Source organism: Actinomadura sp. NEAU-AAG7, from assembly GCF_018603865.1.
Classification (GTDB): Bacteria; Actinomycetota; Actinomycetes; order Streptosporangiales; family Streptosporangiaceae; genus Spirillospora; species Spirillospora litoris.
Genome location: NZ_JAHFZY010000001.1, coordinates 14882 through 39641 on the forward strand (window position 1 = coordinate 14882; position 24760 = coordinate 39641).

Consider the following 24760-nt stretch of genomic DNA (forward strand, 5'->3'; position numbering starts at 1 on the left):
GAGGAGACAGCAATGCGGAAACTGCTGGTGACGACGTTCGTCTCGCTGGACGGGGTCATGCAGGCGCCCGGCGGGCCCGAGGAGGACCACGACGGCGGATTCGAGCACGGCGGATGGGGCGCCCCCCATTTCGAGCCCGCGATCATCACGCTGATGGCCGAGGTCACGGCGCGGGCGGGGGCGCTGCTGCTGGGCCGCCGGACCTATGAGGACTTCGCGTCCACCTGGCCGCTCGCCGAGGACGACGACCCGATCGGCGCGAAGATCAACACGATGCCGAAGTACGTCGCGTCCCGGACGTTGCGGAGCGTCGAGTGGCAGAACTCGACGCTGCTCGACGGCGATGTCCCCGACGCGGTCCGGAAGCTCAAGGAGGACGACGGCGGGGAGATCCAGGTGCACGGAAGCGGCGGACTGGTCCAGACGCTCATTCGGAACGACCTCGTCGACGAGTTCCATGTGCTCGTCTTTCCGGTCCTCGTCGGGAAGGGCAAGCGGCTGTTCGCGGAAGGGACGGTTCCCGCGGGCCTCAGGCTGGAGAACGCCACAACGTTCGGCACCGGTGTCATAGCCTGCACGTACACGCGGGTGGGCGGGCTCGCGTACGGGGCCATGGGGCCGGAGACCGGTAACTGGTGACGGAGCGGAAATGCCGCAGTACGCGATCCTGATTTACGAGGCGGAGCTTCCCGGAGGCGCGGCCGACATCCCGCCCGAGGTCATGGAGGCCAATCTGGCGGCCGGGGAGCGGATCGCCGCGATGGGCGCGCGGGTCGTCCACGAGCAGGCGCTGGAGCCGAGTTCGGCGACCCGGACGATCCGCAAGGGCGGGCTGGTCACCGACGGGCCGTTCATCGAGAGCAAGGAGGTCATCGCCGGGTTCTTCGTGGTCGAGGCCGCCGACCTCGACCAGGCGGTCGCCATCGGGAGGCTGCTGCCGATCATGGACGGCGCCGTCGAGGTGCGTCCGCTGCTGACGGGGTGAGCGACGCCGACGCGGCCCGGCGGGCGGTCGAGGGCGCGCACCGCCGCGAGTGGGCCACGGTGCTCGCCGCGACGGTGCGCGTCGCCCGCGACCTCGACCTCGCGGAGGAGTGCGTCCAGGACGCCTACGTGGCGGCGCTCGCCGAGTGGACGCGGGACGGCGTGCCGGGTCGGCCAGGGGCCTGGCTGACGACCGCCGCCCGGCACAACGCGCTGGACGTCCTGCGCCGGGCGCGGACGCTGCGCTCGAAGCTGCCGCTGCTGGTCGAGCCGGAGCGGGACGCCGCGCCGGGAGCGGGCGATGACCGCCTGCGGCTCGTGTTCCTGTGCTGCCATCCGGCGCTCGCGGTCGAGGCGCGGGTCGCGCTCACGCTGCGGCTGGCCTGCGGGGTCGCGACGCCCGACATCGCGCGGGCGTTCCTGGTGCCGGAGGCCACGATGGCCGCGCGGATCACCCGCGCGAAGAAGAAGATCGCGAAGGCCGGGATCCCGTTCCGGATGCCCGCCGCGCACGAGCTGCCGGACCGGCTGGACGCGGCGCTCACCGCGATCCACCTGCAGTTCACCACCGGCCACACCGCCCCGACCGGAGCCACGCTGACCAGGGACGACGTCGCCGGGCGCGCGGTGGACCTGGCCCGCATGCTGCACGCCCTGATGCCGGACGAGAGCGAGGTGAGGGGCCTGCTTGCGCTTTTGCTCGCGGGCCACGCCCGCCGCGCCGCACGCACGGCGGACGGGCGCCTCCTCCCCCTCGAAGAGCAGGACCGCTCCGCCTGGGACCAGGAGTCCATCGCCGAAGCCGACGCCCTCGTGGTGAGCGCGCTCAGAAGCGGGAACCCAGGGCGGTTCACCTTGCAGGCCGCCATCGCGACGCTGCACGCGACCGCCCCGGCCTACGCCGACACCGACTGGGACCAGATCCTCGTCCTCTATGACGCGCTGCTGAGGGTGTGGCCGTCCCCGGTGGTCGCGCTGAACCGTGCGGTGGCGGTCGCGATGGTCGGCGGGCCGCCCGCCGCGCTGGCCGAGGTCGAGGCGCTCGAACGGGACGGGCGGCTGGCCGGGTACCGCTACCTTCCGGCGGTCAAGGCCGACCTGCTGCGCCGGATGGGCCGCGCCCGGGACGCGGCGGAAGCCTACGAGCGGGCGCTCGCCCTGACGGCCAACGAAGCGGAACGCGCGTTCCTCCTCCGCCGCCTAGCCGAAACGAAATGATCGGGGCCGGTCGCACGATCCGCCGCGCACAGGGGAAGATGGCTCCCGTGATCAAGGAATGCCCGTGATCGGGGATGGGGAGGGCCGACGGTGATCGTGACGGTGCTGGGCGGGGGGAACGGCGCGCACGCGGCCGTCGTCGATCTCACGCTGGGCGGGCACGAGGTGCGGTGGTGGCGGCGCGGCGCGGCGTTCCCGTCCGGCGGGCGGCTGCGGTACCGGACGCACGACCGGACGGGCACGGTCACGCCCGCGCTGGTCACGCACGACCTCGCGCGGGCGGTCGGCGGGGCGGGGCTGGTCGTGGCGCCGGTGCCCGCGTCCGCGCAGCCCGAGCTGCTGGCGGCGCTCGCGCCGGTGCTGGAGCCGGGGCAGGCGGTGGCGTTCACCCCCGGGACGTTCGGAACCTGGCAGGGCGCGCGGCTGCGGCCCGACGTCGCGTTCCTGGAGACTGGAACGCTCCCGTACCTGACCCGCGTGACCGCGCCGGGCGAGGTCGCCATCCCGGTGACGGCGACCCGGCTGCCGGTGGGCGCGATCCCCGGCACGGGCGCGCTGGCGGACGAGGGCCACGCGCGGTTCGCCGCCGCCTACCCGGCGGCCGTCCGGATCTCCGACGGGCTGGACGCGGCGCTCACCAACTGGGGCCCGGTGATCCACCCGCCGCTGATCGCGCACAACCTCGGCGCGATCCAGAACCTCGCCGACCGGTTCGACATCCACGCGGACGGGACGTCCCCCGCCGTCCTCGCGACGACCCGGGCGCTGGACGCGGAGCGCGTCGCGCTGCGCGAGGCCCTCGGCCTGCCCGGACCGCACTGGCCGCTGGAGGACTACTACCTGGAACGTGACACCTCGATGTACCCGCCGGACGCGAAGGAGCGGCTGCTCGCCTCCGGCCTCTGGCGCGAGACCGTCGGCCTCGACCACCGCTACGTCCACGAGGACGTCCGGCGCGGCCTGGTGCTGAACGTCGCGCTGGCGCGGCTCGCGGGGGTCGCGGCCCCGGTCGGTGCCGCGATCCTCACCCTGCTCGGCGCGGCGCTCGGCGAGGACCTCCTCGACCCCGGCCGGGCCGCGGCCCTCCTCGGCACCGACGACCTCGACCACCTCCGCGAGGCGGCGCGCACCGGCGTGCCGCACGGAGTGAACCCCAACTAGCCGACGGACGACGCGGCACGCCGCCCCCGCGGCCGTGCCGGGAAAGCAGTGACATGGAGTACTTCCTACAGTTGCACGGGAACCTGCCGCTCGACGCCTACCCGGTGCTCGCGGCGCGGGCGGAGGAGCTGGGTTTCGAGGACGTCTCCCTCCACGACGTCCTGTTCCGGCGGCCGGTCTGGCCGGTGCTGTGCGACATGGCGCGCGCGACGTCCCGGGTGCTGGTCGGCCCGAACGTGACCCACCCCTACCTGAGCCATCCCGTGCAGCTCGCGGCGAACCTCGCGCACCTGGACGAGCTGTCCGGCGGCCGCGCGGTGCTCGGCCTCGGCCGCGGCTCGATGTATGAGATGGTCGGCCGGACGAACCCGGCGACGCTCGACGGCCTGCGCGAGGCCGTCGACGTCATCCGCACGCTGGTCGAGGGCGGCGGCGGCCCCTACGACGGCGAGGTGTTCCAGCTCAGGAAGGACGCGAAGCTGCACTTCGGCACCGGACGCCGCGTCCCGGTGTACCTCGGCGCGATGGGCCCGAAGGGCGCGCGGCTCGCGGGCGCGCACTGCGACGGGCTGCGCGCCGCCGCGCAGTGGCACCCGGGCTACGCCTCCCTGCTCAAGGAGCACATGGAGGCGGGCGCGAAGGAGGCCGGGCGGGCCGCCGACGAGGTCCAGTTCGTCGCCGAGAACTGGACGTTCGTCCACCCCGACCGCGAGCTGGCGCGGCGCGAGGCGCGCTCGCTGCTCGCCACGTTCCTGCCGCACCTCGGGGCGCCGCTGGCCTTCCACGAGGTGCCGGAGTCGGAGATCGAGGCGGCGCGGGCGGCCAAGCGCGACGGCGCCACCGAGCGGCTCGCGGAGATCAGCGACCGGACCCTCGACCTGTTCATGGCCGCGGGGGACGCGGACGACCTGCGCGCGGGCCTGGACCGGCTGGAGGCGGCGGGCCACACCGCCGTCTCGTTCTCCGGCCAGCTCGGCCCCGACACCTCGCTCGCCCTGGAGATCATCGGCGAGGCGATCGCGGGCCGCTAGGACCCCGGCGACCAGCACAGGTTCGGCGGAATGCCCTCGGTCAGCTGGCGCTCCTCGAACAGGCTCCAGTGCCGGAGGTGGTCGAGCAGCCATACGCGGCGGTCCGCCGGTTCGCCCCGGCCCGGCGGCAGTTCGGGCCGGGCGGACCCGGGCGTGACCCCGGCGCGCTCGGCGACGGCGAGCATCGCGTCGGTGTCGAACGGCTCGTCCGGCTCGATGTCGAAGTTCTCCGGGTCGAGATGGCGCTGGAGCGCGTCGATCACGGCCCGGTCGACGGTGCGCGCCCGCGCGGCGCGGATGAGGTCCTCGAACGCCTCCCGCGCCGCCTTGGGGTCCTCGGCGAAGGCCAGGAACGCGTCCTCGACCTGGTCGTCGCGCCTGGTGTCGCCGTACCCGCCGTCGCGCAGGCCGTCCGGGTAGTCGGTGCGGCCCCAGGACGAGCCGTCCCACCAGAAGACGTACTGGATCAGCTGTTCCCGGCGCATCATCTCGGAGAGCCACTCCCAGGGCAGCCAGTCGGGCCCGCCCGCCAGGAGGTCCATGGGCGGCACCTGGTGGCGGGTCTTGCTCGCGTCGACGTCGTAGCCGTACAGGACGGCCCGCCCGCCGCCGATCCAGCTCATCCCGTGCCAGCCGTTGCCGACGTCGTCGCCGCGCGCGCCGTCGGGGTACACGGTCGCGCCGAACCCCTCGGTCCCGACGGTGAGCATGGCCAGGGCGGACGCCTCCGCCCACAGGTCCTCGGGGTCGGACATCTCCAGCTTCACAGGCACGGCGGGCACTCCCATCAACGGTGATCGTCGCGACGTTCGACGGGCCGCCCGCCCCCGGGGTTCCCGGCGCGGTGGTTAAGTGGGGCGGTGACTTCGCCGGATTCGGTGACTTCGCCGGACCAGGCGCCCCCCTCGGCCCCGCCGCCCGCGCTCCGGCGCTGGGTCGTGGTGGTGTGCGTGGCGGCCCTGCTGGCGGAGATGGCCGCCGCGATGGTGACGGCGGCGCTCCAGCAGACCCCGACGATCGACGAGCCCGTGTACGTGGGCGCCGCCGCCGTCTACCAGCGCGAGCACAGCCTCCGCCCCAACCCCGAGCATCCGCCGCTGGGCAAGCTGGTCATGGGCGCGGGGCTCGCGGTCGCGAGGCCCCGGCTGGACGAGGGGTTCACCGGGACGCAGGAGGCCGCCGGTCGCCACCTGCTGTATGAGTCGGGGAACGACGCGCGGCGGGTGCTGCTCGCCGCGCGGCTGCCGATGATCGTGCTGACGCTGCTGTTCGGGCTGGTGGTGTTCGCGTTCGCGGCCGACCTGACCGGCCGGGCCGGCGGGCTGGTCGCGCTCGCCCTCTACGCGTTCTCGCCGGACGTCATCGCGCACGGGTCGCTGGCGACGCTCGACGTCCCCGCGTCCGGGTTCCTGCTGGCCTCGGCGTGGACGCTGCGGCGGGCGCGCGAGCGTCCCCTCCCCTACCTGCCGCTCGCGGCGGCCGCGCTGGGCGCCGCCGCGGCGACGAAGATGAGCATGCTCGCGGCGGTTCCGGTGCTGATGGCGTTGGCCGCGTGCCCCCGGCCTTCCTGGCGGGGACGGGCCGGAGCGGCCCTGGGCATGCTGGCCGGGACGGTCGCGGTGGTGTGGGCGTGCTACCTGGCCGTCGACCCGCGGCTGCGCTGGACGGCACCACCCGGCGTGCCGGACATCGGCGGCCCGCGCGGCCTCCTCGTCGACCTCATGCCGTTCCCGCGCCCGTACCGGGACGGCATGCGCGTCCAGTTCGGATTCGAGGATTCGACCTGGGACGGGTTCCTGCTCGGCCGCCACTACCGCGGGTCACTCTGGTACTACCTGCCCGCGGCACTGCTGGTGAAGACGCCGCTGGGGATGCTCGCGCTGTGGGCGGTCGGGGTCGGGGTGCTGCGCCGTGCCGCGCTCCCTCTGCTCCTGCCCGCCGCCGTGCTGCTCGCGGTGGCGATGACCGGGTCGCGGGATCTCGGCGTCCGGTATGTCATCTTCGTTCCGATGTTCCTGGCCGTCGCGGCGGCGGCGTGCGTGACCGTCCCCCGCCTGCGCTGGATCACGGCGGTGCTGGTGCTTTTCGTCGCGGTGAGTTCGCTGCGGACGTTCCCCTACTACCTGCCGTACTCCAACGAGGCGTTCGGCGGGCCGTCCAGGACCCATCTGCGCCTGCACGACTCCAACGTCGACTGGGGCCAGGACCTCGGACGGCTCGCCGACCGCCTCCGCACCCGGTATCCGGACGAGCGGGTCTGGCTGGCCTACAAGGGCAGCGGCGTCCCGTCCTACTACGGGATCCACGCGGGCGACCCGCTCCTGGTGCCGCCCGACCGGGTGCGGGGGCTGCTGGTGGTGTCCGACAGCTGGGTCGCCAAGGCCGACCCCCGGCTGACCGCCCTGCTCAGGGACGGCCGGCCGGTCGACGAGGTCGGCCACTCCATCACGATCTTCCGCCGCTGAACGCGCGTCACAGCCCGTGGCGGCGGTCGGCCGCGACCCGTGCGCAGTTGGCCGCCTCGGCCCGCGCGGAGAACGGGGCGAGGGCGGCCTCGACGTCCTCGTCGGTGAGGTCGTGGTTGATGGCCATCGCCGCCGCCGACCCCATGCCCGCCGCGGTGACGACCTGCGCGCGCGGGTCGCGGACGTTGCCCGCCGCCCACACTCCCGGGACGCTCGTCAGCCCGGACGGGTCCGTCCGCACCCAGCCGTCCGCGCGCTCGCATCCGAGCGCGGCCAGGAGGCCGTCCTGGGGGACCATGCGCGAGGCCAGGAAGACCGCCGTGCGCGGCACCGTCCCGCCGCCGGCGAGCTCGACGCCGCTGAGGCGGCCCTCGTCCGTGACCAGGCGCTTGACCTCCCCCGGGACGACGCGCACCCCGCGCGCGGAGAGCCGCTGCCGGTCGGCGCCGGTCAGCTCCGTCCGGTGGGGGAAGAGCACGAGGTCGTCCGACCACTGCCGGAGCAGCAGCGCGTGCGAGACCGCGTGCGGGCCGGTGCCGAGGACGCCCAGCGGCTCGTCCCGGACCTCGTAGCCGTGGCAGTAGGGGCAGTGCAGCACGTCCTTGCCCCAGCGTTCGCGCACACCGGGGATGTCCGGCAGTTCGTCGCGCAGGCCGGTCGCCACCAGGATCCGGCGGGCCCGCAGGGACCCGCCCCCCGTCAGGTGGACGTCGAACCCGGGCTCGATGTGGTCCACCCGGGCGTCGATCACCCGCACCCCGTACCCGGCCGCCTCGGCGCGGCCCACCTCCAGCAGCGCCGCCGGGGACATACCGTCCCGCGACAGGTAGCCCTGCATGTGCGCGGCCGGCGCGTTGCGCGGCTCCCCGCCGTCGACCACCGCGACCAGGCGGCGGGCACGTCCGAGGACCAGCGCCGCGCTCAGCCCGGCGGCTCCCCCGCCGATCACCACGACGTCGTACATCTGCGATCACCTCCGTCCCACGACAGTGCCTCCCGGTCGCCGGGAACGACAACTTCTGTTGCCATTTCTGGGAAACGGGGGTGGAATGGGGACATGGACAACGCCGCAGCGATCACCAAGGCGCTCGCCGACGTCGGGCCCCGGCTCCGGCGGCTGCGCACCGAGCGCGGCGTCACGCTCGCCGCGCTCGCCGAGTCGACGGGCATCTCCAAGAGCACGCTGTCGCGGTTGGAGGCGGGCCGGCGGCGGCCGAGCCTGGAGCTGCTGCTGCCGATCGCGCAGGCCCACCAGGTGCCGCTGGACGAGCTGGTCGGCGCGCCCGAGGTCGGCGACCCCCGGGTCCGGTTCCAGGCCCGGTGCGTCCACGGCCGCACGCACATCCCCCTGACCCGCCAGCCCGGCCCCCTCCAGGCGTGGAAGTCGATCATCCCGCCGGACCAGAGCGTCCCCGAGATGTTCACGCACGAGGGGTATGAGTGGCTGTACGTCCTGTCGGGGAAGGTCCGGCTGATCGTCGCCGGGCACGACCTGATCATGGGGCCGGGCGAGGCCGCCGAGTTCGACACCCGGCTGCCGCACTGGTTCGGGCCCGGCGGCGACCAGCCCGCCGAGATCCTCAGCCTCTTCGGCCGCCAGGGCGAGCGCGTCCACCTGCGCGCGGCCCCCGAGTCCCGCCGCAGGCGCTGACCCGGGGTCAGCGCGCGATCGTGAGCCGGTCCGCCGTCCGCGACAGGACGGTGATCTCGAACGGCGGGCGCCCACCCGCGGGGAACGACACGGCGACCCGGTCGGCGCCGCGCCGCTCCCAGTGGCCCTCGACCCCGACACGCCGGTCGTCGGGGCCCGCCCGGCGCTCCACGAACGTCCCGTCCGGGCGGAACTCCAGGCCGCGCCTCGGGCGCCGCGCCGGACGGAACGCGTGCCCGGACGGCCGGTACACCGCCTCCGTCTCGGTGTCCTCCTCGAAGGAGTGCAGCCAGGCGCCCGTGACATCGCGGGGCGCCTCCTGGGATGCGCTCACGCGCCCTCCTCCCCGCTCACGTGCCGGTCCGGCCGGTGACGAGGCCGAGCGCGTCGTGGATCTCGTCGAGGACCTCCTTGGTGAGCCGTTCGGTGTCGTGCAGGAGCCGCTCGACGGGCCCCTCGGCGTGCCCGTTCCCGCCGGCGCCCGCCGCCGCCTTCGCCGGCGCGGGCTGCGCGGCCGCGGGCTGCGCCGCCGGCGCGCCGGTGTGGTGGGCGACCACGAACGAGGCCCTGGCCCCCTCCAGGCAGGCGTCCATCCGCTCGCTCTGCCCCTGGGTGAACATGAACATCGCCCGGTCGTCGACGTAGTCCATGTAGTTCATGAACATGTCGCCGTTGGGTCCGTTGTCGCAGGTCACATGCGGGAAGGACGGTGTCCCCGCGTTGGAGTCGGCCTGGTTCGGGGTGTCGGGGACGCGGTCGTCGCTGGCGCACGCGCCGTCGTCGTCGCCCCAGATGTGCAGGAGGTCGAGCCAGTGGCCGATCTCGTGCGTCGCGGTGCGCCCGCCGTCGTAGGGGGCCGCGGCGGCGCCGGTCGTCCCGAACGCGGTGTAGAGGATCACCACGCCGTCGGTCTGCGGCGGCCCGCCCGGGAACTGGGCGTAGCCGAGCAGCCCGCCGCCGAGCTGGCAGACCCACAGGTTCAGGTACTGGTCGCTCGGCCACGGGTCGGCGCCGCCCGTCGCGGCGGCCTTCACGGCGTCGTCGGTGTCGAAGCCGTCCTGGTCGGTCTCGACCCGGACGATCCCGTCCGTCGCGCCGCCCAGCGGGTCGTGCTCGGCGAGCCGGAACTCGACGCGGGCGTCGGCGACCAGCGGCCGCCACACCTCCGGAACCTGGGAGACGTCCGGGTTCGCGGCCCGGAAGTCCCGGTTGAGGACGTCGATCTGGCTGCGGATCTGGTCGTCGTCGATGTTCTGCTCGGGGACCTTCGCGTGGTGCACCACGTGGACGACGACGGGGATCGTGATCACCTCGTCGCGGGCCGCGCCGCGCCGTCCCATCTTGTACTGGAGCGCCCGGTTCTCGATGCGAGCGCGCTGGGCGCGGTAGGTCATGCTGTTGTTGAGCAGTCTCCGGTGGACGTGCATCGTCCCGCAGAGATCACGCGTCGGTGCCGGGAAATGGCTGGTCTCAGTCATGGTCGCTGCCTCTCGGTCGCGCTGACGGACCACGACGCCCCTTACCTACCACCGCGCTTCCGATGACAAGCCCCATAGAGGGCAAATCCCGGCTCCAGCGCGCTCATCGCTCAGTCGGCGACCACGCGCATCCGGCCGCCGTCGCGCTCGCGCTGGCGGCGGACGACGTAGCTCCCGGGCGCGCACCCGCTCGCACCGTGCTCGGGGTGCATCAGGTAGGCGACGCCCGAGGTCTCGAAGACCCCGAGCGCCAGCCCGACGGAGTCGGACACCCCGGCCGTCCACCAGCAGGTGCCGGGCTCGGCCACCAGCGTGTGCGGGTTGCCGCCCGCCGCGCTCCGGAGCAGTTCGACGCCCGTGGCCGGCACCTCCCGCCACCCGGCGTCCCGGCGCACCCGCACCGAGTCCGCGATCATGGGGAGCGGGACGACGATCAGGTCGCCCTGGGCCTGGAGCCCGGCCACCACGGGGATGACCGCCGAGCGCTCCAGATGGTCGAGCGCGGCGAGGTCGGTCTTGGTCAGCAGGGACGCGAGGGTCTCGGCCTCGGTCATGGTCACGGTCATGTCATCACCTCAGGTTCGGCGGGCGAGCAGGGAGTACTCGGCGGCCGACAGCCCGTAGGTCCAGGCGGCGGCCGCGATCGGATCGTCGAGGGAGCCGGGCACGGTCAGCCCGTACCGGCGGCGGCGCCCGTCCCGTTCGACGGACCCGTTGACGGCGAGGAGCACCCGGGTCTCCCGCCGCAGGTCGTAGAGGCGCAGTTCCGACCCCGGATTGCCCGGGTCGGCGGCGGAGGCGACCAGCCTCAGCCCGGCCTGGTCGATGTAGGACGCCCAGCCGAGGTTCTCGATCGCGCAGCGCCGGATCTCGACGTTCGGCTCCCGCTCGATCCGCTGGACGCTCGGCTCGTCCACCACCCAGGCGGGGACGGGCGTCCCGTGCCAGAAGTGCATCTCCCATCCGTCGGCGTAACGCAGCGCCGGCCCGTCCGCGCGATGCGGACGCCTCTCGCCGTTCTCACCCGACACCTCCGTGTGGAGGGCGACGGGCCTTTCGGAGGCGATGCAGAAATTCTCGTGCGGCCACCACGGGCCGCATGAGCGGAGCACGTCCGCCCACAGATCGAGACGTGCGCCCTGATCGGCGGTGAATCTGTTTCCAGACATTCTGCGCAGGGCGTCGTAGTAGGCCGTCCACTCCGGGTTCAGCACGGAGTTCCAGGCACTCCTGGTGAACGCGGACGGGCTCTGCGCCGTCAGCAGCGCGGTTCCCAGCGAAGCCCGCACCGATCCCGCGATCGGGAAACGCACCTCCAGGCGGGCCAGCGTCTCCGCCGCCTCGGGGGTCCAGGGGAGCCGCGAATTCAGGTCCACGGTGAGTTCGGCCTGCGCGGTGCGGAGCATGCGCGCGATCGGCCATTCGTCCACGTCGCGGAAGCGTGGCGCGGCACGCGAGCGCATACCGGGCGGGACGGTCTCCATCGCCGTCACGGGCGAGGCCGCCCAGTGGAAACGCGGCGGCGGAAGGCCGATCAGGCGGTAAAGCCGGGAAATGGCGGCTTCGGCGGTGGGGCGGTCGGTGGGCTCCGCGGACAACGCCGCGTCCAGCCATTCCGCACGGATCTTCGCGGCTTCCCGCCGCGCTGTCACGGTCACCGGACGACGGTGCCGCGGTCCCTTCCAACGATCATGGCGTCATGGTGGCAGACCCCGGCCGGGGTGTCCAGCCGCTATCGTCGGCGGCCGTGACCGAACTCGACACCACGCGCACCGCCTACGACTCCGTCGCCGCCCTCTACGCGGAGATGTTCGCCGACATCGACGTCACGCCCGCGCTGGACCGCGCGCTCATCGCCGCGTTCGCCGAACTCGCCGGCGATCCCGTCGCCGACCTCGGCTGCGGCCCCGGCCACATGACCGCCTACCTGGCCTCGCTCGGCCGGACGGCCTTCGGCGTCGACCTGTCGGCGGAGATGATCGCGATCGCCCGCGCGGCGCATCCGGACCTGCGTTTCGAGCAGGGCTCGATGACCGACCTGGACCTCGCGGACGGGACGCTCGGCGGCATTCTCGCGTGGTACTCGACCATTCACGCCGCGCCCGAGCGGTGGCCCGGGATACTCGCCGAATTCCACCGGCTGCTGGCTCCCGGCGGGCGCCTCCTGATCGGCTTCTTCGAGGCCCCGGCGGGCGCGGACGGCGTCGGCGAGCCCATTCCCTTCGACCACAGGGTGACGCTCGCCCACCGCTGGCCGATCCCGCTCGTCGGCCGGCTCCTGAACGAGGCCGGACTGGTCGTGGACGCCTATACCTTCCGCGAGCCGGAGGAATCCGAAAGGTTCCAGCACGGCCGTGTCATCGCCCGCAAGCCGGAGCACCGGCCGGGCTGAGAACCCGCCCGCACCGGGGTCATTCGCGTTCGCCGAGTTCCACGTCGAGGTCATGGGCGGCGCGGCTCTGGTTGAGCGCGCGGAGCCGGTCGAGTTCGCGCCGGTCGCGTTTGGTGGGACGTCCGGCGCCGCGCTCGCGGCGGCCGATCGGAATGAGCGCCTCGCGCGGCGGTGGCGGCGGGCTCTTGTCGATGAGGCATTCCTGCGCGATCGGAGCGCCGACGCGTTTGCGGACGATCCGCTCGACGATGACGATGCGCTCCCGCCCGTCATGGCGCAGGCGAATTTCGTCCCCCTGGCGGACGGGAGTGGCGGGCTTGGCGCGTTCGTCGTTCACCCGGACATGCCCCGCGCGGCACGCGTTGCTCGCCACCGAACGGGTTTTCAGCAGCCGCACCGACCACAGCCACACGTCCACCCTCACCTGCTCGGTCATGGAGGCGACTCTACCCGCGGCGCCGAACCCGCCGCGTGCCCGCGGCGACCGCGAATTCAGAGGCCGGATCCGCCATTTCCGGAGCCCCTCGACCGGGCGGAACAGGGGCGGCCGGCCGCTCGCCCCAGCGAGCGGCCGGCCCTAGGGGGAGCGGTCGGCGGGGGGCCTCGGGGCCACCGCCGAGCGGGCCACGCGCCTGCGGCGGAACCGTGGCGGGGAGGCCACGACCCCTCGCGCGGGCTCGGCGTCGAGTGAAACTTCCCCCTTTATCCCCTATCTGTCAAGAAACCGAACTAATGGTCTCTGGGCGTCCCGCTAAAGGGCGGGCGAACCGTCGACCACGGCCCGGTTCGGAAGTCCCACCCGCGCCCGCCTTTACCGGCGCGAACGGGGGCGGTCTCCCACGAGCCCCACCCGTCACATCCGTCCAACGGCCACCGCGCGCGTCCACATCCGGCCAGACCCGACCGGGCGGCGGGGCGGGCCACCCGGCCGGGCGCGGCGGGGCGCGGCCGGGGCCTCGCGGTCAGCGGCTGGTGTGCGGTCCGCGCTCGGCGCTCTGGCCGGACGAGCCGCCCATGCCGGAGGAGCCCCGCTCGCTCCCCGCCCCGTCCTCGCGGGTGACCTCGATGCGCTCCCGGCGCAGCTCGCCGCGCACGGTCTGCTCGTCCTGCACCTGCTCGGTGTGGATGCGCACCCGCTCGACGGGCACGGTCTCCTTCGTCACGACCGGGCGCTCCTCGTACAGGACGATGACGCGGTCGTCCTCGCCGAGCGTCGCCTTCATGTCCGGGCGGCCACCGGTGATCGGCTCGCGGTCGATCTTGATGTCCTCGTGCGAGACCGGGATCGTGCGCTCGACCATCTCCGTCTCGACCCACTTGCGGACGTGGACGCGCCCGCTCTCGTGGCGCTCGGTGCCGATGCGCATCTGCTCCTCGCACCGGGTGATCTCGGTCATCGGCGCCTCGGCGCCCTCGCGCGCCGACTGCGGCGGCAGGTCCTTCCCGCGCTTGCCCTGGCGCTCGGCGTGCACGGCCATACCGGCGGCGCCCGCCGCACCGGCGGTCCCGGCGGTCCCGGCGGCCCCGGCCACGGGACCCGCGGCGCCCGTCGTGCCGCTCCTGCCCATGCCCTGGCCTTCGCCGCCCGGCATGGCGCGCTCGCCCGATCCCTCGTCGGGACGCGTGCCCGCGTCGCCGGACGAGCGGCGGCCGCTCGGGGGACGTACGCCGTAGTGCCGGTAGAGGTCGACGATCTGCGCGTGCGACAGATGCTCGTCCGCGTCCACGTTCGGAGCGCCCTTGATGGTCTCCTTGTCGTAGGGGACCTGGAGCATGTCCTTGGCCTTGTTCGCCCCGGACAGCGGGACGAAGCTCTCCCGCATCCCGAACCACCCGGTGTGCACGGTCACCCACTCGGGCGCGCCGGAGTCGTCGTTGAGGTACACCTGCTTGATCGTGCCGACCTTGGTGCCGTGGGCGTCGGTCACGCTCATTCCCATCAGTTCCCGCACCTGTGTCTGCGTCTGCACGTTGAACACCTCTGCTCTCGTGATCCGGCGTGGCCCGGACCGTACCGCGTGGTTCTGTTACTCCCGAGTTGCCGGATTACTTGCTGCTTTTCCGAACAGCCCCGCGGTAAACCCCATCGCCCGACCGCAAGGGACGATCTACCGAGTTATTGCCGCGCCTTCACGTTCTTTACCCGGCCCCCCGCACGGCAACGCCCGGACAATGCGCCGCTCCCAAAAGTCAAAAGGAGTCGAATGGCGGTGCGTCCCGCTACAGGCCCGGCGCCCTGCGACTCTAGTGTCGTGTCATGGACAGCCATTTCTTCGGGGCCTACGGCAGGTGGCGGGAGGACGGCCGCCCGCCGATCTTCCGGCCCGGCCCGCACGAGCGGCCCGCCCTGCTCGCGCTGCACGGCGTGGCGCGGCGGCTCGGCGCGGTGATCAGCGAGGCGGGGCCCGGCGGGGCCGCCGGGCTCTCCCGGCGCGGCGAGTTGGCGCTGCTGCTGGCGGGCGTCCGCCACGTCACGCTCGCGGGCGACGCCACGCTGCGCTCCTGGGAGCCCGCCGACCTGCGGCCCGAGGAGATCCGCGGGCTGCTGACCGGCGCCGTCGGATCCGTCCTGGCCGCCGCCGTCGAACGCGACGGCGAGGCCGCGCTGACCCACACCCGCAACATCGAGCTGATGGTGGATTGCCACCCCGCCGCGATGGCCCACCCGTAGCCCCCCGCCTCAGCGAGGCCGCACGGACGCGTGGTCGAACCTCCCGACGACCACGTAGCGCCGCCGGTTCGACCCCTTCGGATGGCACGAGATCAGCGTGACGTATTTCCCGTCCGCGACACTGTTCCGCTTGAACGGCACCGCCTCCAGGGCCCGCCGGTCCGCGGGCCTGATGATGTGCTTGCTCCGCACCGTGTAGACATAGGACGTGCGGCCCGCCCTGAGGACGATCGGGTCCCCGCGCCGCAGTTCGTTGATCCGTCCGAACGGATGGAGATAGGTCGTCCGGTGGCCGAGGAGAACGGTGTTGCCCTCGCGTCCGGGATAGGCCGTCCCCGGATAGTGGCCGACGCCTTTCTGGAGCACCCTCGCCTCGATGCCGTGCAGCACGCGTCCTTTCAGATGGATCCGCCGGATGCCGATCCTCGCGATGACGGCACCGTGTCGCGGCTTCGCCTGCGCCCGGCTGGGCGGCGAGGCGTGCGCGGGCAGGGCGGGCCCCGGCACGAGAAACCCGAGGGCGAGCGCCGCCACCGCCAGTGATTTTCGGTAGAGCATCATTTACCTCCGTCGCCGCGAAAGGCCGATGCCGGCAGGGACGGCACGGAAAGGGGGCGGCACGTCTGCCGCCCCCTGTTCGCCGGCCCTTCTGTTCTTGGGCCTTCGCCCGTCCCCGCTAGCGGCCGGGCGGGCCGGCTCATCGTGGACGGCTCAGCTGAGCAGCGGCGCGCCGACGGTCACCGGAGCCTTCTTCTGGAGGCTCGTCCGCACGGGCCCGTTGCCTGGGAGCGGTGTGCCGCCGGTCAGGTCGCGCACAACGGGCAGCCCCGGCTCGGCGGCCGGACGCGGCGCGGCGAGCCGCCGCGTCGCGCGGCGGTCGGCGGACGGCCGGTCCGTGCCGGGTCGGTCCTTGGCGGAACCGTCGGTCAGGAGCCGGTCCGTGGACGGCAGCTTGTGGTGCACGGTCGCGGGACGGTGCTTGCGCGGCTTGCGGGGCTTGTGCGGCTTGTGCGGCTTCTTCGGCCACACCTTCGGCGGGTGCTCCTCCTTGCCGCCGTTGTTCACCGTCGCCCCGCCCTCGCAGTACGCCTGGGCGACGCCGAGCACGGCGATGGCGTTGCCGCAGATGTTGATCGGTACGGACACCGGCAGGTACACCTGGTTGCCGCCGCCGATCGAGAACATGCCCGAGGTCTTCATGTCGGGGCCGCCGGAGCGCTTGTTGGTGACGTGGGCGCCGCCCTTGCACCACGCCTTGGCGACGCCGAGCACGGCGACGGCGTTGCCGCACACGTTGATCGGCGCGGAGATCGGGGCGTAGATCTGGTTGCCGCCGAGGATGCTGAACATCCCGGACGTCTGCATGCCGTGCCCGTGCCCGCCGCCGTGCTGCCAGCCGCCGCTCCACTCGCGCGCGGTCCCGGCGGCGCCGGAGCGGCCTGCGGCGCCCGGCCCGACGGCGCCGGAGCGGCCTGCGGCCTGGGCGCCGCGGTTCCCGGCCCCGGTCCGCCCGGCGCGCCGGCCGGCCTTGTGGTGGTGGCCGTGCCCGTCGTTGGTGACCGACGCGCCGCCCTTGCACCACGCCTTGGCGATGCCGAGCACGGCGACGGCGTTGCCGCACACGTCCACCGGCACGGAGATCGGGGCGTAGATCTGGTTGCCGCCGAGGATGCTGAACATCCCGGACGTCTGCATGCCCCCGCCACCGCCGCCGCCGTGGCGGGCGTTGCTGACGTGGGCGCCGCCCTTCGACCCGGCCTGCGCCACGCCGAGTACGGCGATGGCGTTGCCGCTCACCTCGACGGGGACGGAGATCGGCGCGTAGACCTGGTTGCCGCCGAGAACGCTGAACATCCCCGACGTGTGCATGCCGCCCGGATCGGCGGACGCGGCGGGCGTGAGGCCCCCCGCCCCGAGGGCGACCGAGGCCGCGGCCACGAGGGCCGCGCGACCGGTGTTCTTCGACCAGATTCGCATGCTGTTGGTGCTCCTGTTCTACTGCTCGGTGATTCGGTGGTGGAGGTCGCTGCGCGGGCACCGTCCGGTGAGCGCAGCGCGCAGCGGCGTGAGAGCGGCCGTTGCGGGTTCGGGAAAAGGGTTCGCGGGGAGGACGGCTCGCCTGGCCGGGCGTGGACGGGCGTGGACGGGCGCGGTGTTCCCGCCGCCGACGTCCGCGTGGGTCTCCGCGCGTCCGCGCGCGGCGCCCCGGGGCGAGCCGGCGTCTCTAGTCGGGGACGACCGCGGGGCCGCCGGGCGCGGTCAGGTCGACCAGCGCCGCGCGGTGGAACGCGCCTTGGTCGTGCGCGGGCGGAACCGCCGGGTACCGGACGGCCCGCAGGTCGGCGACCGGCCCGGAGCCGTGCCCGCCGGAGAGCCCGTCGCCGCGCGGGGCGTCCTGCCCCGACGGGGTCGGCGTCGGCATACCGGGGGCGTGGTGCCGCCGGTGGGGGTGGCCGCGGTCGCCGGCGGCGTCCTGCCCGCCGGGGTGCGCCGCGTCCGGGGTCGGCGGGGAGGCGGCCGGCGGGGCGCCGGGCCGCGTGGTGCCGGTCGCCGCTCCCTCGGCGCCCGGCACGCCGGGCAGGTCACGCGGCTGCGCCTGCTTCCGCGAGGGCGGCGCCACCTCTTGGACCGGGGACAGGCCCGGGGGCGTCTCGGACACGTTCTGGACGAGCCCGCCGACGGCCCCTTCCGGGTGGACGGCCGGGAGTTGCACACCGGTCGCCTCGGCCAGGTGCCGCACGGTCAGGACGGCGCGCCCCTCGCCGGCGAGGACGTCGCGCCCCCGCGCCGCCGCGTAGCCCCTCGGGTCATCGCCGAGATCACGCATGTCACGTTCCACGGCCGACACCGGCCGCGCGAGCCCGTGCCGCGGTTCCGCCGCCGGACGCGACACCGCGGCGGGGCGCGGCTCTGGACGCGCCACCCAGGCGGGGCGCGGCTCCGGACGCGAGAGGGCGGCCGGGCGCGGCGCGGGGCGGGGCTCGGCGGCGGGGCGCGGCGCGGGCTCCCGCTCGGGCGCGGGCGCGGCGGCACCGGAGGTCCCCGGCACGAGGTGGCGGAGCGCGGACAGGCCGTCCCCGCCCGCGAGCCCGTTCGCTCCGTCGCGCTGCGCCGCGTGCGCGCTCCCGTTCAGCGCCGACAGCAGGAGCCAGCCCGCGAGCGCGAGCCCCGCGACGACGGCCAGCCGCGTAAGGGCGGCCGGCAGGGTGGGCGGCAGGGCATGCCGACTCCGGGGGCGAGGTGCCCCGCGGTGTGTCGGTACGGTCCCCATTGCCGGATCTCCCTGGCGGCTTCGATCGTTTTCCGGGTCGGATGACGAGCGGTCGGCTGAACGTTAGCACCGCCCCCGGAGAAATCCCGGATTACCGGGAAGCCCGGCGGTTACATCGCACTACGAGGGCACGTTTCCGCACGTCATAGCCATGATGACCGGCTGTCCACCGACCACGCGCATCATTTACCCGGCCATGGATAACGGCATCCGGTGGCCATCTCTTTATGGCCACGAAAACCGCTAGGAGACCCTTCGTCCGCTATCCGTGATTTGGTGCGGCGCAATGCCGGGGATGCCGCCGAACGCCCGCCGCACCGGGTCCGGAGACCCCCATCGGACGGCAAGGTCTCGGGAAAGATCGTTCTCCCGCCGTTCACCCGAACGCCGGGAGAAGGATGGCGGACGGTATCCGTTGCGCTACATTCGGGAGCGGCGATGACCGGTGATCCCGAGGAGCCAAGCGATGCCCGTCCCTGCGTCCGCGCTCGCCCGGCTGCGACGGGCTCGGCGCCGCCGGAGGCGCCCGGCGCGGGTCACCCGTCGCTTCGTCGCCCGCCCGGCCTGCGCGTCCCCCGCGCGGAAGGACGCCCCCGACGAACCGGACCCGGGACGCGCCCCGCGCCCCGAGTCGTCCTGGGCGTGGACGCTCTACTCCCGCTGGGAGTGGATCACCGCCACCGCCCGCGCGGAGCGGGTGCTCCGCCGCTCCCGCCCGCCATGGCACTGACCCCACGCGAAAGGTGCCCGGGCGAGAAGCCCGGGCACCTGGTACCGGCCGAGGTGAACGTCGAGGACCTCAGCCGATACCGGCCGCCGTCCGCGCGTGGCGGCTCGGTTCGGCCGGCTCGACCGGTTCGGCCGGCGCGCGCCGCGCGCTGCGCAGAATGCTGACGCTCACGGCCAGCGTCCAGACCGACCACAGCGCCCCCATGCTGGCGGTGGTCCCCCAGCCCTGCGCGCTGTAGAAGTCGGCCGCGTCGTCGCCGAAGTACACGGCGGGCAGGAACGCCAGGTTGATGGCGGCGACGATGAACGACGAGCGGCCCACCCAGGCCGGCAGCAGCCGGGTCCGGGTCACGACGATCCCGAAGGTGATCAGGAACAGGCCCATCAGCAGCCGCGAGATCCCGCCCTGCATCAGGTACTGGGCCGCCGCGAACGGGCCCTCGGTCGTCGTGTCGATGTCGTGGTGCACCGAGATCGCCGCGCCGACCTCCATGGACTGGGGGACGAACACCATCGCGACCCAGAGCAGCCCCGCCGTCTGGATCACCGAGGCCGCCCACTCGTGGGCCGGGCTGACCCGGACGACGAGGTGGCGCAGCCCGATGAAGTAGACGATGTAGAAGGTGCAGCCGGTGACGCCGATCAGGCTGCGGGTGAGGATGTTCCAGTCCGGCGGGGCCCCGGAGTAGACGAAGTAGAGCGGAACCTGGACGACGATGAACAGGCTGGCGATCACACCGAACATGCCGGTGTACCTGCGTGCTGCTGCCTCGCTCACGGCGAGCCTCCTTCGCGGGCCTTCCGGGTCCCGGGTCTGCGGGTGTGCGCCGGCCTGGCCCAACCAGTGGACGAGACGTCTCGTCTCGACTCAATTTCGACGATAGGGATGACGTGGAACCCTGTCAAGACGCTCCGTTTCGTCTCGTGTAGGGTCATGACATGAGTACGCCCAACGAGCAGCGACGGAGCGAGCGATCCCGCCGGGCGATCCTGGACGCGGCCCTTGAGCTGTGCCGGGAGCGCGGCCTCGCGAAGATGACGGTGGAGGAGATCGCCAAGCGGGCCGGGGTCGGCAAGCAGACGATCTACCGGTGGTGGGGGTCGAAGGCGGCGGTCCTCCAGGAGGCCCTCAACGAGCGCGTGAACAGCACGATCGACTTCCCCTACACCGGGGACCTGCGCGCCGACCTGCACACGCAGATGAGCAGGGTGGCCGAGGCGTTCGGCAGCGAGGAGTTCGCGCCCTACACCGGCCTCATCGCGGCCGCCCAGGAGGACCCGGAGGTCGCCGCCTCGCTCCGGGAGCACATGATCGAGCCGCGGGTGCGCGCCTGCGAGGAGCGGCTCCGGCGCGGGCAGGAGGAGGGGCAGATCCGCAAGGACTTCGACATCGACACCCTGGTCGAGATCCTGTACGGGCCCCTGTACTACCGCCTGCTGCTCCACACCCGTCCGCCGTCCCTCAAGCAGGTGTCGGAGATACTCGACATCGCCTTCTCGGGGCTGTCGCCGGACCCCGGCAGGCCCGAGGCCGGCAAGCCCGACCCGGACAAGCCCGAGTACGGCAGGGCCGGCGGGGCCGACGGCGCGTAAGCGGCCCGCCCAGGGCGAGCCCCGTTCGGGACCCGCCCCCGGCCGGTGCCCCAGGGGCGGCGGGCTCATGCCGCCGCCGAACCGATGATCTCGACGGCCTTCGGGCGCAGCGCCGCCCGTCCCGCCAGCGCCGTCACGGGCACGACGATCAGGAACGCCGCGGCGGCGACGCCGAGGAAGACCGCGACCGGCCCGGACGGCAGCGCCGCGCCGCCCGCGAAGGCCATCGGCAGGACGGTGAAGGCCGAGATCACCGTCCCGAGCACCAGGCTCATCACCGCCAGCACGATGCCCTCGATGAGCAGCATCCGCCGGATCTGGCCCCCGGTGGCTCCGGCGAGCCGCTGCGCCGCGAGTTCCCCGCGCCGCGACAGCACGGCCACCGCCAGCGTGTTGACCGCCGCGATCGCCGCGTAGCCGATGGCCAGCGCCGCGATCAGGTAGTTGATCCACGCCTGGACGTCCAGCCCCCGCTCGACCGTCTCCGCGAGCACCCCGTCGCCGCCGACGCCGCTCCCGGGGAACGCGCCGACCTGCTCCTCCACCGCCTTCCGCATCTTCCCGGCACTGGTTCCCGGCGCGGCGCGGACGAGGAGGTGGGTGGGCAGCCCGTTCGTGGTGTGCGGGGCCAGCAGGTCGGCGGGCAGCATGATGCCCGCGTAGTCGGAGGAGTCCCGCAGCAGCGCCGCGACCGTGACCGGCGCCCGGGTGCCGTCGCCGAGGCGCATGACGATCCGCTGCCCGACGCCGATGTGGAGCCGCCGCGCGAGGGGCTCGGGCAGCGCGACGACGTTCCCGGTGAAGTTCCGCAGCGTCCCGGACGCGGCGGGCGCGGTGAGGACGGGCGCCGCGTCCTGGCGTCCGACGCCGATCAGCGTGGCGGGGTCGGTGCCCTTGCCGTCGTAGGGCTCCTCGATCCAGCCGTGGCTGGTGACCAGCGGGGACGCGGTAGCGACGCCGTCGGCCCGGCGGACGCGCTCGACGAGCGCCGGGGCGATCCCGCCCGCCGAGGACGTGACGACGGTGTCGGCCCTGAACTGGTGCAGGTAGCCGTCCTTGGCGGCCTCGGCGGCCGTGGTCTGGGAGTACACGTTGCCGAGCGCGATCGAGACGCCCAGCGTGAGCGGCGTGAGCACCGCCGCGAACTGGCCCGCGCGGGCCCGGATGTTGATGGCGGCCAGGATGCCGAGGGGGCCGCCCGCGCGCCGGATGAGGGCGGCGGTCCGGCCGGTGAGGCGGTCCAGCAGTTCGGGGGCGATGAGGGCGACCGCGATCGAGCCGGTCAGCACCGCGGGTCCGCCGACGGCCTGCGCCGCCTCCGGGCCCATGAACATGGTGGTCCCGGCGAGCGCGACGGTGCCGGCCGCGAAGACGGCGGCGAGCAGGCGCCGGAAGGGCGCGACCCTGGCCGAGGGGAGGGCCGCCTCGGCGAACGCCTGGATCGGACGGGTGCGCGCGGCCGGAAGCGCGGCGAACGCGGCGGCGATCCACACGGCCAGCGGCGCGACGAGCGCGGTCCCGGCGAGCGGGATGGGCCCGAGCCGGAAGTCGAGGGCCGGCGAGACCGCGCCGCGGCCGGTCGTCGCGTCCCAGATCCAGCCGCCGGTGAACCGGCCGAGTACCAGCCCGCACGCGGTGGCGAGCACCGCGACGGCCATCGTCTCGACCATCACCATCCGGTACACCTGGCGCGGTGTGGCGCCGCCCGCGCGCAGCAGCGCGAGCTCCCGCCGCCGCTGCCGGACCGACAGGCCGATCGTCGCCGACACCACCAGCGCCATGACGACGACGACCATGCCGCTGAAGACGCCCGCGAGCAGGATCAGCGGCAGCCGTCCGGCCTCGACGCCGGTGAACTCGGCCGCGCCCCGGTCACCGCCGGTCCGCACCTTCGGCTCGGGCGGCAGGCTCGCCGCCACCCGCGCGGCGACGTCCTCGACCTCGGCGCCGGGCCGGAGCCGGATCCCGATCGCGTCGGCGCCCCGGGGCACGAGCCGCTGGACGTCGGCGCCGGAGAAGAAGTAGGCGGGGGCGTCCACGTGCCTGCCGGGCGCGGCGACGCCGGTCACCGTGAACGTCTCCGGCGCACCGGCGACCGCGATCAGGACCCGGTCCCCGGCGCGGGCCTTCAGCCGCCGGGCGGACGCGCTGTCGAGCACGACCTCGCCCCTGCCCCGCGGCGCGGCGCCCTCGCGGAGCGCGTACGGGGTGAGCGCGGCCGAGTCCCAGCCGTGCCCGGCGAGCACGTCGTCGCCGGTGGCGGCCGCCTCGCCGCGGGTGACGGGGACCGCCGGGAACGAGACGTCCGGCACGGCGGCGGCGACCCCGGGCGTCCCGGCCAGCCGCGCCGCGAGCGCCGGATCGACGCGGCCGCGCTCGGCGTAGGCGGCGCGCTGGGACCCGCCCGGCGGCTTGAACCCGGCGGGCCCGGTGACGAGGATCGGCGCGCCGCCGAGCCGCTGGGGTTCGGCGTCGAGCCGGATCGCCGTCTCGAACAACCCGCCGCAGGCGAGGAGCAGCGCGGTGCCGAAGGCCACCGCCAGGAACGTCGCCACGGACGCGGCGGCCCGGTGCCGCAGCGAGGCGAACGCGAGCCGGATCATCGCCGCGCCGTCCCTTCCCGGAATCCGGCCGCCATCGCCTGGCCCCCCGCATGAGCGCGGTACGCGGCGCCCTGGAACGCGGCCCCGTCGGGCGCGGGGCCCTGGAACGCGGAGGTCCGCGGGGCGGGGCCCGCCTGCGGGCGGTTCGCGAGCCCGGCCAGCTCGTCGGCGACGGCCTTGGCGGTCGGGTTCGGAAGCTGCCGGACGATCTGCCCGTCCACCAGGAACAACGCGCTGTCGGCGTAGGACGCGGCGACCGGGTCGTGCGTGACCATCACCACCGTCTGGCCCATCCGGGCGATCTGCGTGAGCAGGTTCAGCACCTCGCGCGCGGTGGTGGTGTCGAGCGCGCCGGTCGGCTCGTCCGCGAAGACCACGGCGGACCGGCTCGCCAGCGCGCGGGCGATCGCCACCCGCTGCTGCTGGCCGCCCGACAACTCGCCGGGCCGGTGCCCCATCCGCTCGCCCAGGCCGACCCGCTCGATCACCCGGCGCGTCCACTCCTTGTCGGGGCGGCGCCCGGCCAGCAGCGCGGGCAGCGTGACGTTCTGCCAGACGGTCAGCGCGGGCATCAGGTTGTAGGACTGGAAGACGAACGCGACGTGCTCGCGCCGCAGCCGGGTCAGCTCGGTCTCGTTCATGCCCGCGAGGGGCACGCCGACGAGCGCGACCGTCCCGGAGGTGGGCTCGTCCAGCCCGGCGGCGCAGTGCAGGAGCGTGCTCTTGCCCGAGCCCGAGGGGCCCATGACCGCGGTGAAGCTGCCCGCCGGGAAGTCGACGCTGATTCCCGCGAGCGCGGTCACCTGGCCGCCGCCGCCGTAGTGCTTGCGCAGGTCCCTGAGCTGGACCGCCGGGTCCACCGGCGCGTTCACCGCGCCTCCCGGCCGCTCGTCGCGGAGCCGTCGCGGCGGCCGAACATCATCCAGGCGCCGCCGAGCAGGGCGCCGGTGGGGACGGTCGTGTAGAGCCACCAGGGGTCGAGCAGGTTCCCGCCGATGACGGCGATGGCGAGCCAGACGACGAACTGGATCGCGGTCACGGCGATCCAGAGGCCGGTGGCGATCCGGAGCGCGACCCGCGGGTCGACCGAGGCGCGCGGACGAGGGGCGCCACGCCGTGTGTCACGAGGCGCCTCACGCGGAGGAGCCTCGTGAGGCGGGCGAGACGGGTCGTACACGGTGGCGTGCGGAGGCGTGGAGTGCTGGTGCGGCGGTGCGCTGACCGTCGAGGGCGGACCGTAGAAATCGTCTTTCATCTCTCTACTACCAATCGGGTGGGGGTGATCGGGTTCGTGTTCCGGCTCGGCGGGCCACCAGGGCCGGCCGCGGCCCTGTACAGCCTGCGCTCTGCGAACACCCAGGCCAGGAGGGCTAGGACCCGATCGATGGTGGTGCTAGGGGGTGTGTCCGTGACGAGACGAGACGTACCGTCACGTAGCCGAACAGTAAACCCGCGCCCCCGGCACGTCAAGACGGAACGTCTCGTCTTATGCTCCGCCGCCCCCCGGTCACCC

At 74.0% G+C, this 24760-nt stretch carries 26 protein-coding genes; 11 read left to right on the plus strand and 15 right to left on the minus strand.

What is annotated here, in order from left to right:
- Positions 1-12: 12 nt before the first annotated feature.
- The 5 genes from KLI87_RS00055 to KLI87_RS00075 all read left to right on the plus strand — a co-directional run bounded on the left by KLI87_RS00055 (position 13) and on the right by KLI87_RS00075 (position 4394).
- Positions 13-639, plus strand: coding sequence for a dihydrofolate reductase family protein (locus KLI87_RS00055; protein WP_214615360.1), 627 nt, complete (start codon positions 13-15; stop codon positions 637-639).
- Positions 640-649: 10 nt separating this feature from the next.
- A complete protein-coding gene (locus tag KLI87_RS00060) occupies positions 650-985 on the plus strand; it encodes a YciI family protein (protein WP_156217512.1) in 336 nt (111 codons plus the stop codon).
- Positions 982-2202: an RNA polymerase sigma factor gene (locus tag KLI87_RS00065; RefSeq protein WP_214615361.1), complete on the plus strand. Its 1221-nt coding sequence runs from the start codon at positions 982-984 to the stop codon at positions 2200-2202. The genes KLI87_RS00060 and KLI87_RS00065 overlap by 4 nt, the downstream gene beginning before the upstream one ends.
- A 90-nt stretch (positions 2203-2292) precedes the next feature.
- Entirely contained in the window at positions 2293-3363 is a 1071-nt protein-coding gene (locus KLI87_RS41365; protein WP_214615362.1) for an NAD/NADP octopine/nopaline dehydrogenase family protein, read from the plus strand.
- A gap of 53 nt (positions 3364-3416) precedes the next feature.
- Positions 3417-4394, plus strand: a complete 978-nt coding sequence (locus KLI87_RS00075) for an LLM class flavin-dependent oxidoreductase (protein WP_214615363.1) — start codon at positions 3417-3419, stop codon at positions 4392-4394.
- On the opposite strand, the gene KLI87_RS00080 is transcribed toward KLI87_RS00075, so the two are convergent.
- The gene (locus KLI87_RS00080; protein WP_214615364.1) at positions 4391-5167 is read right to left on the minus strand and encodes a hypothetical protein; all 777 of its coding nucleotides are present in this window, start codon (positions 5165-5167) and stop codon (positions 4391-4393) included. The genes KLI87_RS00075 and KLI87_RS00080 overlap by 4 nt on opposite strands.
- Before the next feature lie 105 nt (positions 5168-5272).
- On the opposite strand from KLI87_RS00080, the gene KLI87_RS00085 reads away from it, so the two are divergent.
- Positions 5273-6859 (plus strand): glycosyltransferase family 39 protein, encoded by a 1587-nt coding sequence (locus KLI87_RS00085; RefSeq protein WP_214615365.1) that lies wholly within the window; start codon positions 5273-5275, stop codon positions 6857-6859.
- 7 nt (positions 6860-6866) lie between these two features.
- Here KLI87_RS00085 and KLI87_RS00090 read toward each other — a convergent pair whose 3' ends face one another.
- Positions 6867-7823: an NAD(P)/FAD-dependent oxidoreductase gene (locus KLI87_RS00090; RefSeq protein ID WP_214615366.1), complete on the minus strand. Its 957-nt coding sequence runs from the start codon at positions 7821-7823 to the stop codon at positions 6867-6869.
- Between the two features lie 93 nt (positions 7824-7916).
- Here KLI87_RS00090 and KLI87_RS00095 point away from each other — a divergent pair, with 93 nt between their 5' ends.
- Complete coding sequence (locus KLI87_RS00095; protein WP_214615367.1) at positions 7917-8510, plus strand: helix-turn-helix domain-containing protein; 594 nt, start codon at positions 7917-7919, stop codon at positions 8508-8510.
- Positions 8511-8517: 7 nt separating this feature from the next.
- Here the strand turns inward: KLI87_RS00095 and KLI87_RS00100 are convergent, their stop codons facing one another.
- The 4 genes from KLI87_RS00100 to KLI87_RS00115 form a co-directional block, all read right to left on the minus strand.
- Positions 8518-8844 (minus strand): hypothetical protein, encoded by a 327-nt coding sequence (locus tag KLI87_RS00100; protein ID WP_214615368.1) that lies wholly within the window; start codon positions 8842-8844, stop codon positions 8518-8520.
- A 16-nt stretch (positions 8845-8860) separates the two neighbouring features.
- Positions 8861-9988, minus strand: coding sequence for a zinc metalloprotease (locus KLI87_RS00105; RefSeq protein WP_214615369.1), 1128 nt, complete (start codon positions 9986-9988; stop codon positions 8861-8863).
- 110 nt (positions 9989-10098) lie between these two features.
- Complete coding sequence (locus tag KLI87_RS00110) at positions 10099-10554, minus strand: hypothetical protein (RefSeq protein WP_250903441.1); 456 nt, start codon at positions 10552-10554, stop codon at positions 10099-10101.
- A gap of 9 nt (positions 10555-10563) precedes the next feature.
- Entirely contained in the window at positions 10564-11646 is a 1083-nt protein-coding gene (locus tag KLI87_RS00115; protein WP_214615370.1) for a DUF6745 domain-containing protein, read from the minus strand.
- An 89-nt stretch (positions 11647-11735) separates the two neighbouring features.
- Here KLI87_RS00115 and KLI87_RS00120 point away from each other — a divergent pair, with 89 nt between their 5' ends.
- On the plus strand, positions 11736-12380 hold the full coding sequence (locus tag KLI87_RS00120) for a class I SAM-dependent methyltransferase (protein ID WP_308165787.1): 645 nt from the start codon (positions 11736-11738) through the stop codon (positions 12378-12380).
- Positions 12381-12399: 19 nt separating this feature from the next.
- On the opposite strand, the gene KLI87_RS00125 is transcribed toward KLI87_RS00120, so the two are convergent.
- On the minus strand, positions 12400-12816 hold the full coding sequence (locus KLI87_RS00125) for an RNA-binding S4 domain-containing protein (protein WP_156217504.1): 417 nt from the start codon (positions 12814-12816) through the stop codon (positions 12400-12402).
- A 526-nt stretch (positions 12817-13342) separates the two neighbouring features.
- Positions 13343-14350: a DUF2382 domain-containing protein gene (locus KLI87_RS00130; protein WP_214615372.1), complete on the minus strand. Its 1008-nt coding sequence runs from the start codon at positions 14348-14350 to the stop codon at positions 13343-13345.
- A 287-nt stretch (positions 14351-14637) separates the two neighbouring features.
- Here KLI87_RS00130 and KLI87_RS00135 point away from each other — a divergent pair, with 287 nt between their 5' ends.
- Positions 14638-15051 carry a hypothetical protein gene (locus KLI87_RS00135; protein ID WP_156217502.1) on the plus strand — a complete coding sequence of 138 codons (414 nt, stop codon included), beginning with the start codon at positions 14638-14640 and terminating at the stop codon, positions 15049-15051.
- Between the two features lie 9 nt (positions 15052-15060).
- Here KLI87_RS00135 and KLI87_RS00140 read toward each other — a convergent pair whose 3' ends face one another.
- The 3 genes from KLI87_RS00140 to KLI87_RS00150 all read right to left on the minus strand — a co-directional run bounded on the left by KLI87_RS00140 (position 15061) and on the right by KLI87_RS00150 (position 18322).
- A complete protein-coding gene (locus tag KLI87_RS00140; RefSeq protein ID WP_156217501.1) occupies positions 15061-15612 on the minus strand; it encodes a class E sortase in 552 nt (183 codons plus the stop codon).
- A gap of 150 nt (positions 15613-15762) precedes the next feature.
- Positions 15763-17028, minus strand: coding sequence for a chaplin family protein (locus KLI87_RS00145; RefSeq protein WP_214615373.1), 1266 nt, complete (start codon positions 17026-17028; stop codon positions 15763-15765).
- A 247-nt stretch (positions 17029-17275) separates the two neighbouring features.
- Entirely contained in the window at positions 17276-18322 is a 1047-nt protein-coding gene (locus KLI87_RS00150) for a hypothetical protein (protein WP_214615374.1), read from the minus strand.
- 466 nt (positions 18323-18788) lie between these two features.
- On the opposite strand from KLI87_RS00150, the gene KLI87_RS00155 reads away from it, so the two are divergent.
- Entirely contained in the window at positions 18789-19052 is a 264-nt protein-coding gene (locus KLI87_RS00155) for a hypothetical protein (protein ID WP_156217498.1), read from the plus strand.
- Between the two features lie 69 nt (positions 19053-19121).
- On the opposite strand, the gene KLI87_RS00160 is transcribed toward KLI87_RS00155, so the two are convergent.
- On the minus strand, positions 19122-19829 hold the full coding sequence (locus KLI87_RS00160) for a hypothetical protein (RefSeq protein ID WP_214615375.1): 708 nt from the start codon (positions 19827-19829) through the stop codon (positions 19122-19124).
- Between the two features lie 161 nt (positions 19830-19990).
- On the opposite strand from KLI87_RS00160, the gene KLI87_RS00165 reads away from it, so the two are divergent.
- The gene (locus KLI87_RS00165) at positions 19991-20644 is read left to right on the plus strand and encodes a TetR/AcrR family transcriptional regulator (RefSeq protein WP_156217496.1); all 654 of its coding nucleotides are present in this window, start codon (positions 19991-19993) and stop codon (positions 20642-20644) included.
- A gap of 65 nt (positions 20645-20709) precedes the next feature.
- Here KLI87_RS00165 and KLI87_RS00170 read toward each other — a convergent pair whose 3' ends face one another.
- The 3 genes from KLI87_RS00170 to KLI87_RS00180 are packed head-to-tail and all read right to left on the minus strand — an operon-like array spanning position 20710 to position 24286.
- Complete coding sequence (locus KLI87_RS00170) at positions 20710-23247, minus strand: ABC transporter permease (protein WP_214615376.1); 2538 nt, start codon at positions 23245-23247, stop codon at positions 20710-20712.
- The gene (locus KLI87_RS00175) at positions 23244-24119 is read right to left on the minus strand and encodes an ABC transporter ATP-binding protein (protein WP_308165788.1); all 876 of its coding nucleotides are present in this window, start codon (positions 24117-24119) and stop codon (positions 23244-23246) included. Before KLI87_RS00175 ends, KLI87_RS00170 begins: the two co-directional genes overlap by 4 nt.
- Positions 24116-24286, minus strand: coding sequence for a hypothetical protein (locus tag KLI87_RS00180; protein WP_156217494.1), 171 nt, complete (start codon positions 24284-24286; stop codon positions 24116-24118). The genes KLI87_RS00175 and KLI87_RS00180 overlap by 4 nt, the downstream gene beginning before the upstream one ends.
- Positions 24287-24760: the final 474 nt, after the last annotated feature.

What these genes read in the sequence shown, in the direction of transcription:
- KLI87_RS00060 (WP_156217512.1), top strand. Translation starts at nt 650, where the DNA reads ATGCCGCAGTACGCGATCCTGATTTACGAGGCGGAGCTTCCCGGAGGC.
- KLI87_RS00165 (WP_156217496.1), top strand. Translation starts at nt 19,991, where the DNA reads ATGAGTACGCCCAACGAGCAGCGACGGAGCGAGCGATCCCGCCGGGCG.
- KLI87_RS00145 (WP_214615373.1), bottom strand. Translation starts at nt 17,028, where the DNA reads ATGCGAATCTGGTCGAAGAACACCGGTCGCGCGGCCCTCGTGGCCGCG.
- KLI87_RS00090 (WP_214615366.1), bottom strand. Translation starts at nt 7,823, where the DNA reads ATGTACGACGTCGTGGTGATCGGCGGGGGAGCCGCCGGGCTGAGCGCG.
- KLI87_RS00140 (WP_156217501.1), bottom strand. Translation starts at nt 15,612, where the DNA reads ATGATGCTCTACCGAAAATCACTGGCGGTGGCGGCGCTCGCCCTCGGG.
- KLI87_RS00110 (WP_250903441.1), bottom strand. Translation starts at nt 10,554, where the DNA reads ATGACCGTGACCATGACCGAGGCCGAGACCCTCGCGTCCCTGCTGACC.
- KLI87_RS00150 (WP_214615374.1), bottom strand. Translation starts at nt 18,322, where the DNA reads ATGGGGACCGTACCGACACACCGCGGGGCACCTCGCCCCCGGAGTCGG.
- KLI87_RS00170 (WP_214615376.1), bottom strand. Translation starts at nt 23,247, where the DNA reads ATGATCCGGCTCGCGTTCGCCTCGCTGCGGCACCGGGCCGCCGCGTCC.
- KLI87_RS00075 (WP_214615363.1), top strand. Translation starts at nt 3,417, where the DNA reads ATGGAGTACTTCCTACAGTTGCACGGGAACCTGCCGCTCGACGCCTAC.
- KLI87_RS00055 (WP_214615360.1), top strand. Translation starts at nt 13, where the DNA reads ATGCGGAAACTGCTGGTGACGACGTTCGTCTCGCTGGACGGGGTCATG.
- KLI87_RS00125 (WP_156217504.1), bottom strand. Translation starts at nt 12,816, where the DNA reads ATGACCGAGCAGGTGAGGGTGGACGTGTGGCTGTGGTCGGTGCGGCTG.
- KLI87_RS00095 (WP_214615367.1), top strand. Translation starts at nt 7,917, where the DNA reads ATGGACAACGCCGCAGCGATCACCAAGGCGCTCGCCGACGTCGGGCCC.
- KLI87_RS00155 (WP_156217498.1), top strand. Translation starts at nt 18,789, where the DNA reads ATGCCCGTCCCTGCGTCCGCGCTCGCCCGGCTGCGACGGGCTCGGCGC.
- KLI87_RS00135 (WP_156217502.1), top strand. Translation starts at nt 14,638, where the DNA reads ATGGACAGCCATTTCTTCGGGGCCTACGGCAGGTGGCGGGAGGACGGC.
- KLI87_RS00105 (WP_214615369.1), bottom strand. Translation starts at nt 9,988, where the DNA reads ATGACTGAGACCAGCCATTTCCCGGCACCGACGCGTGATCTCTGCGGG.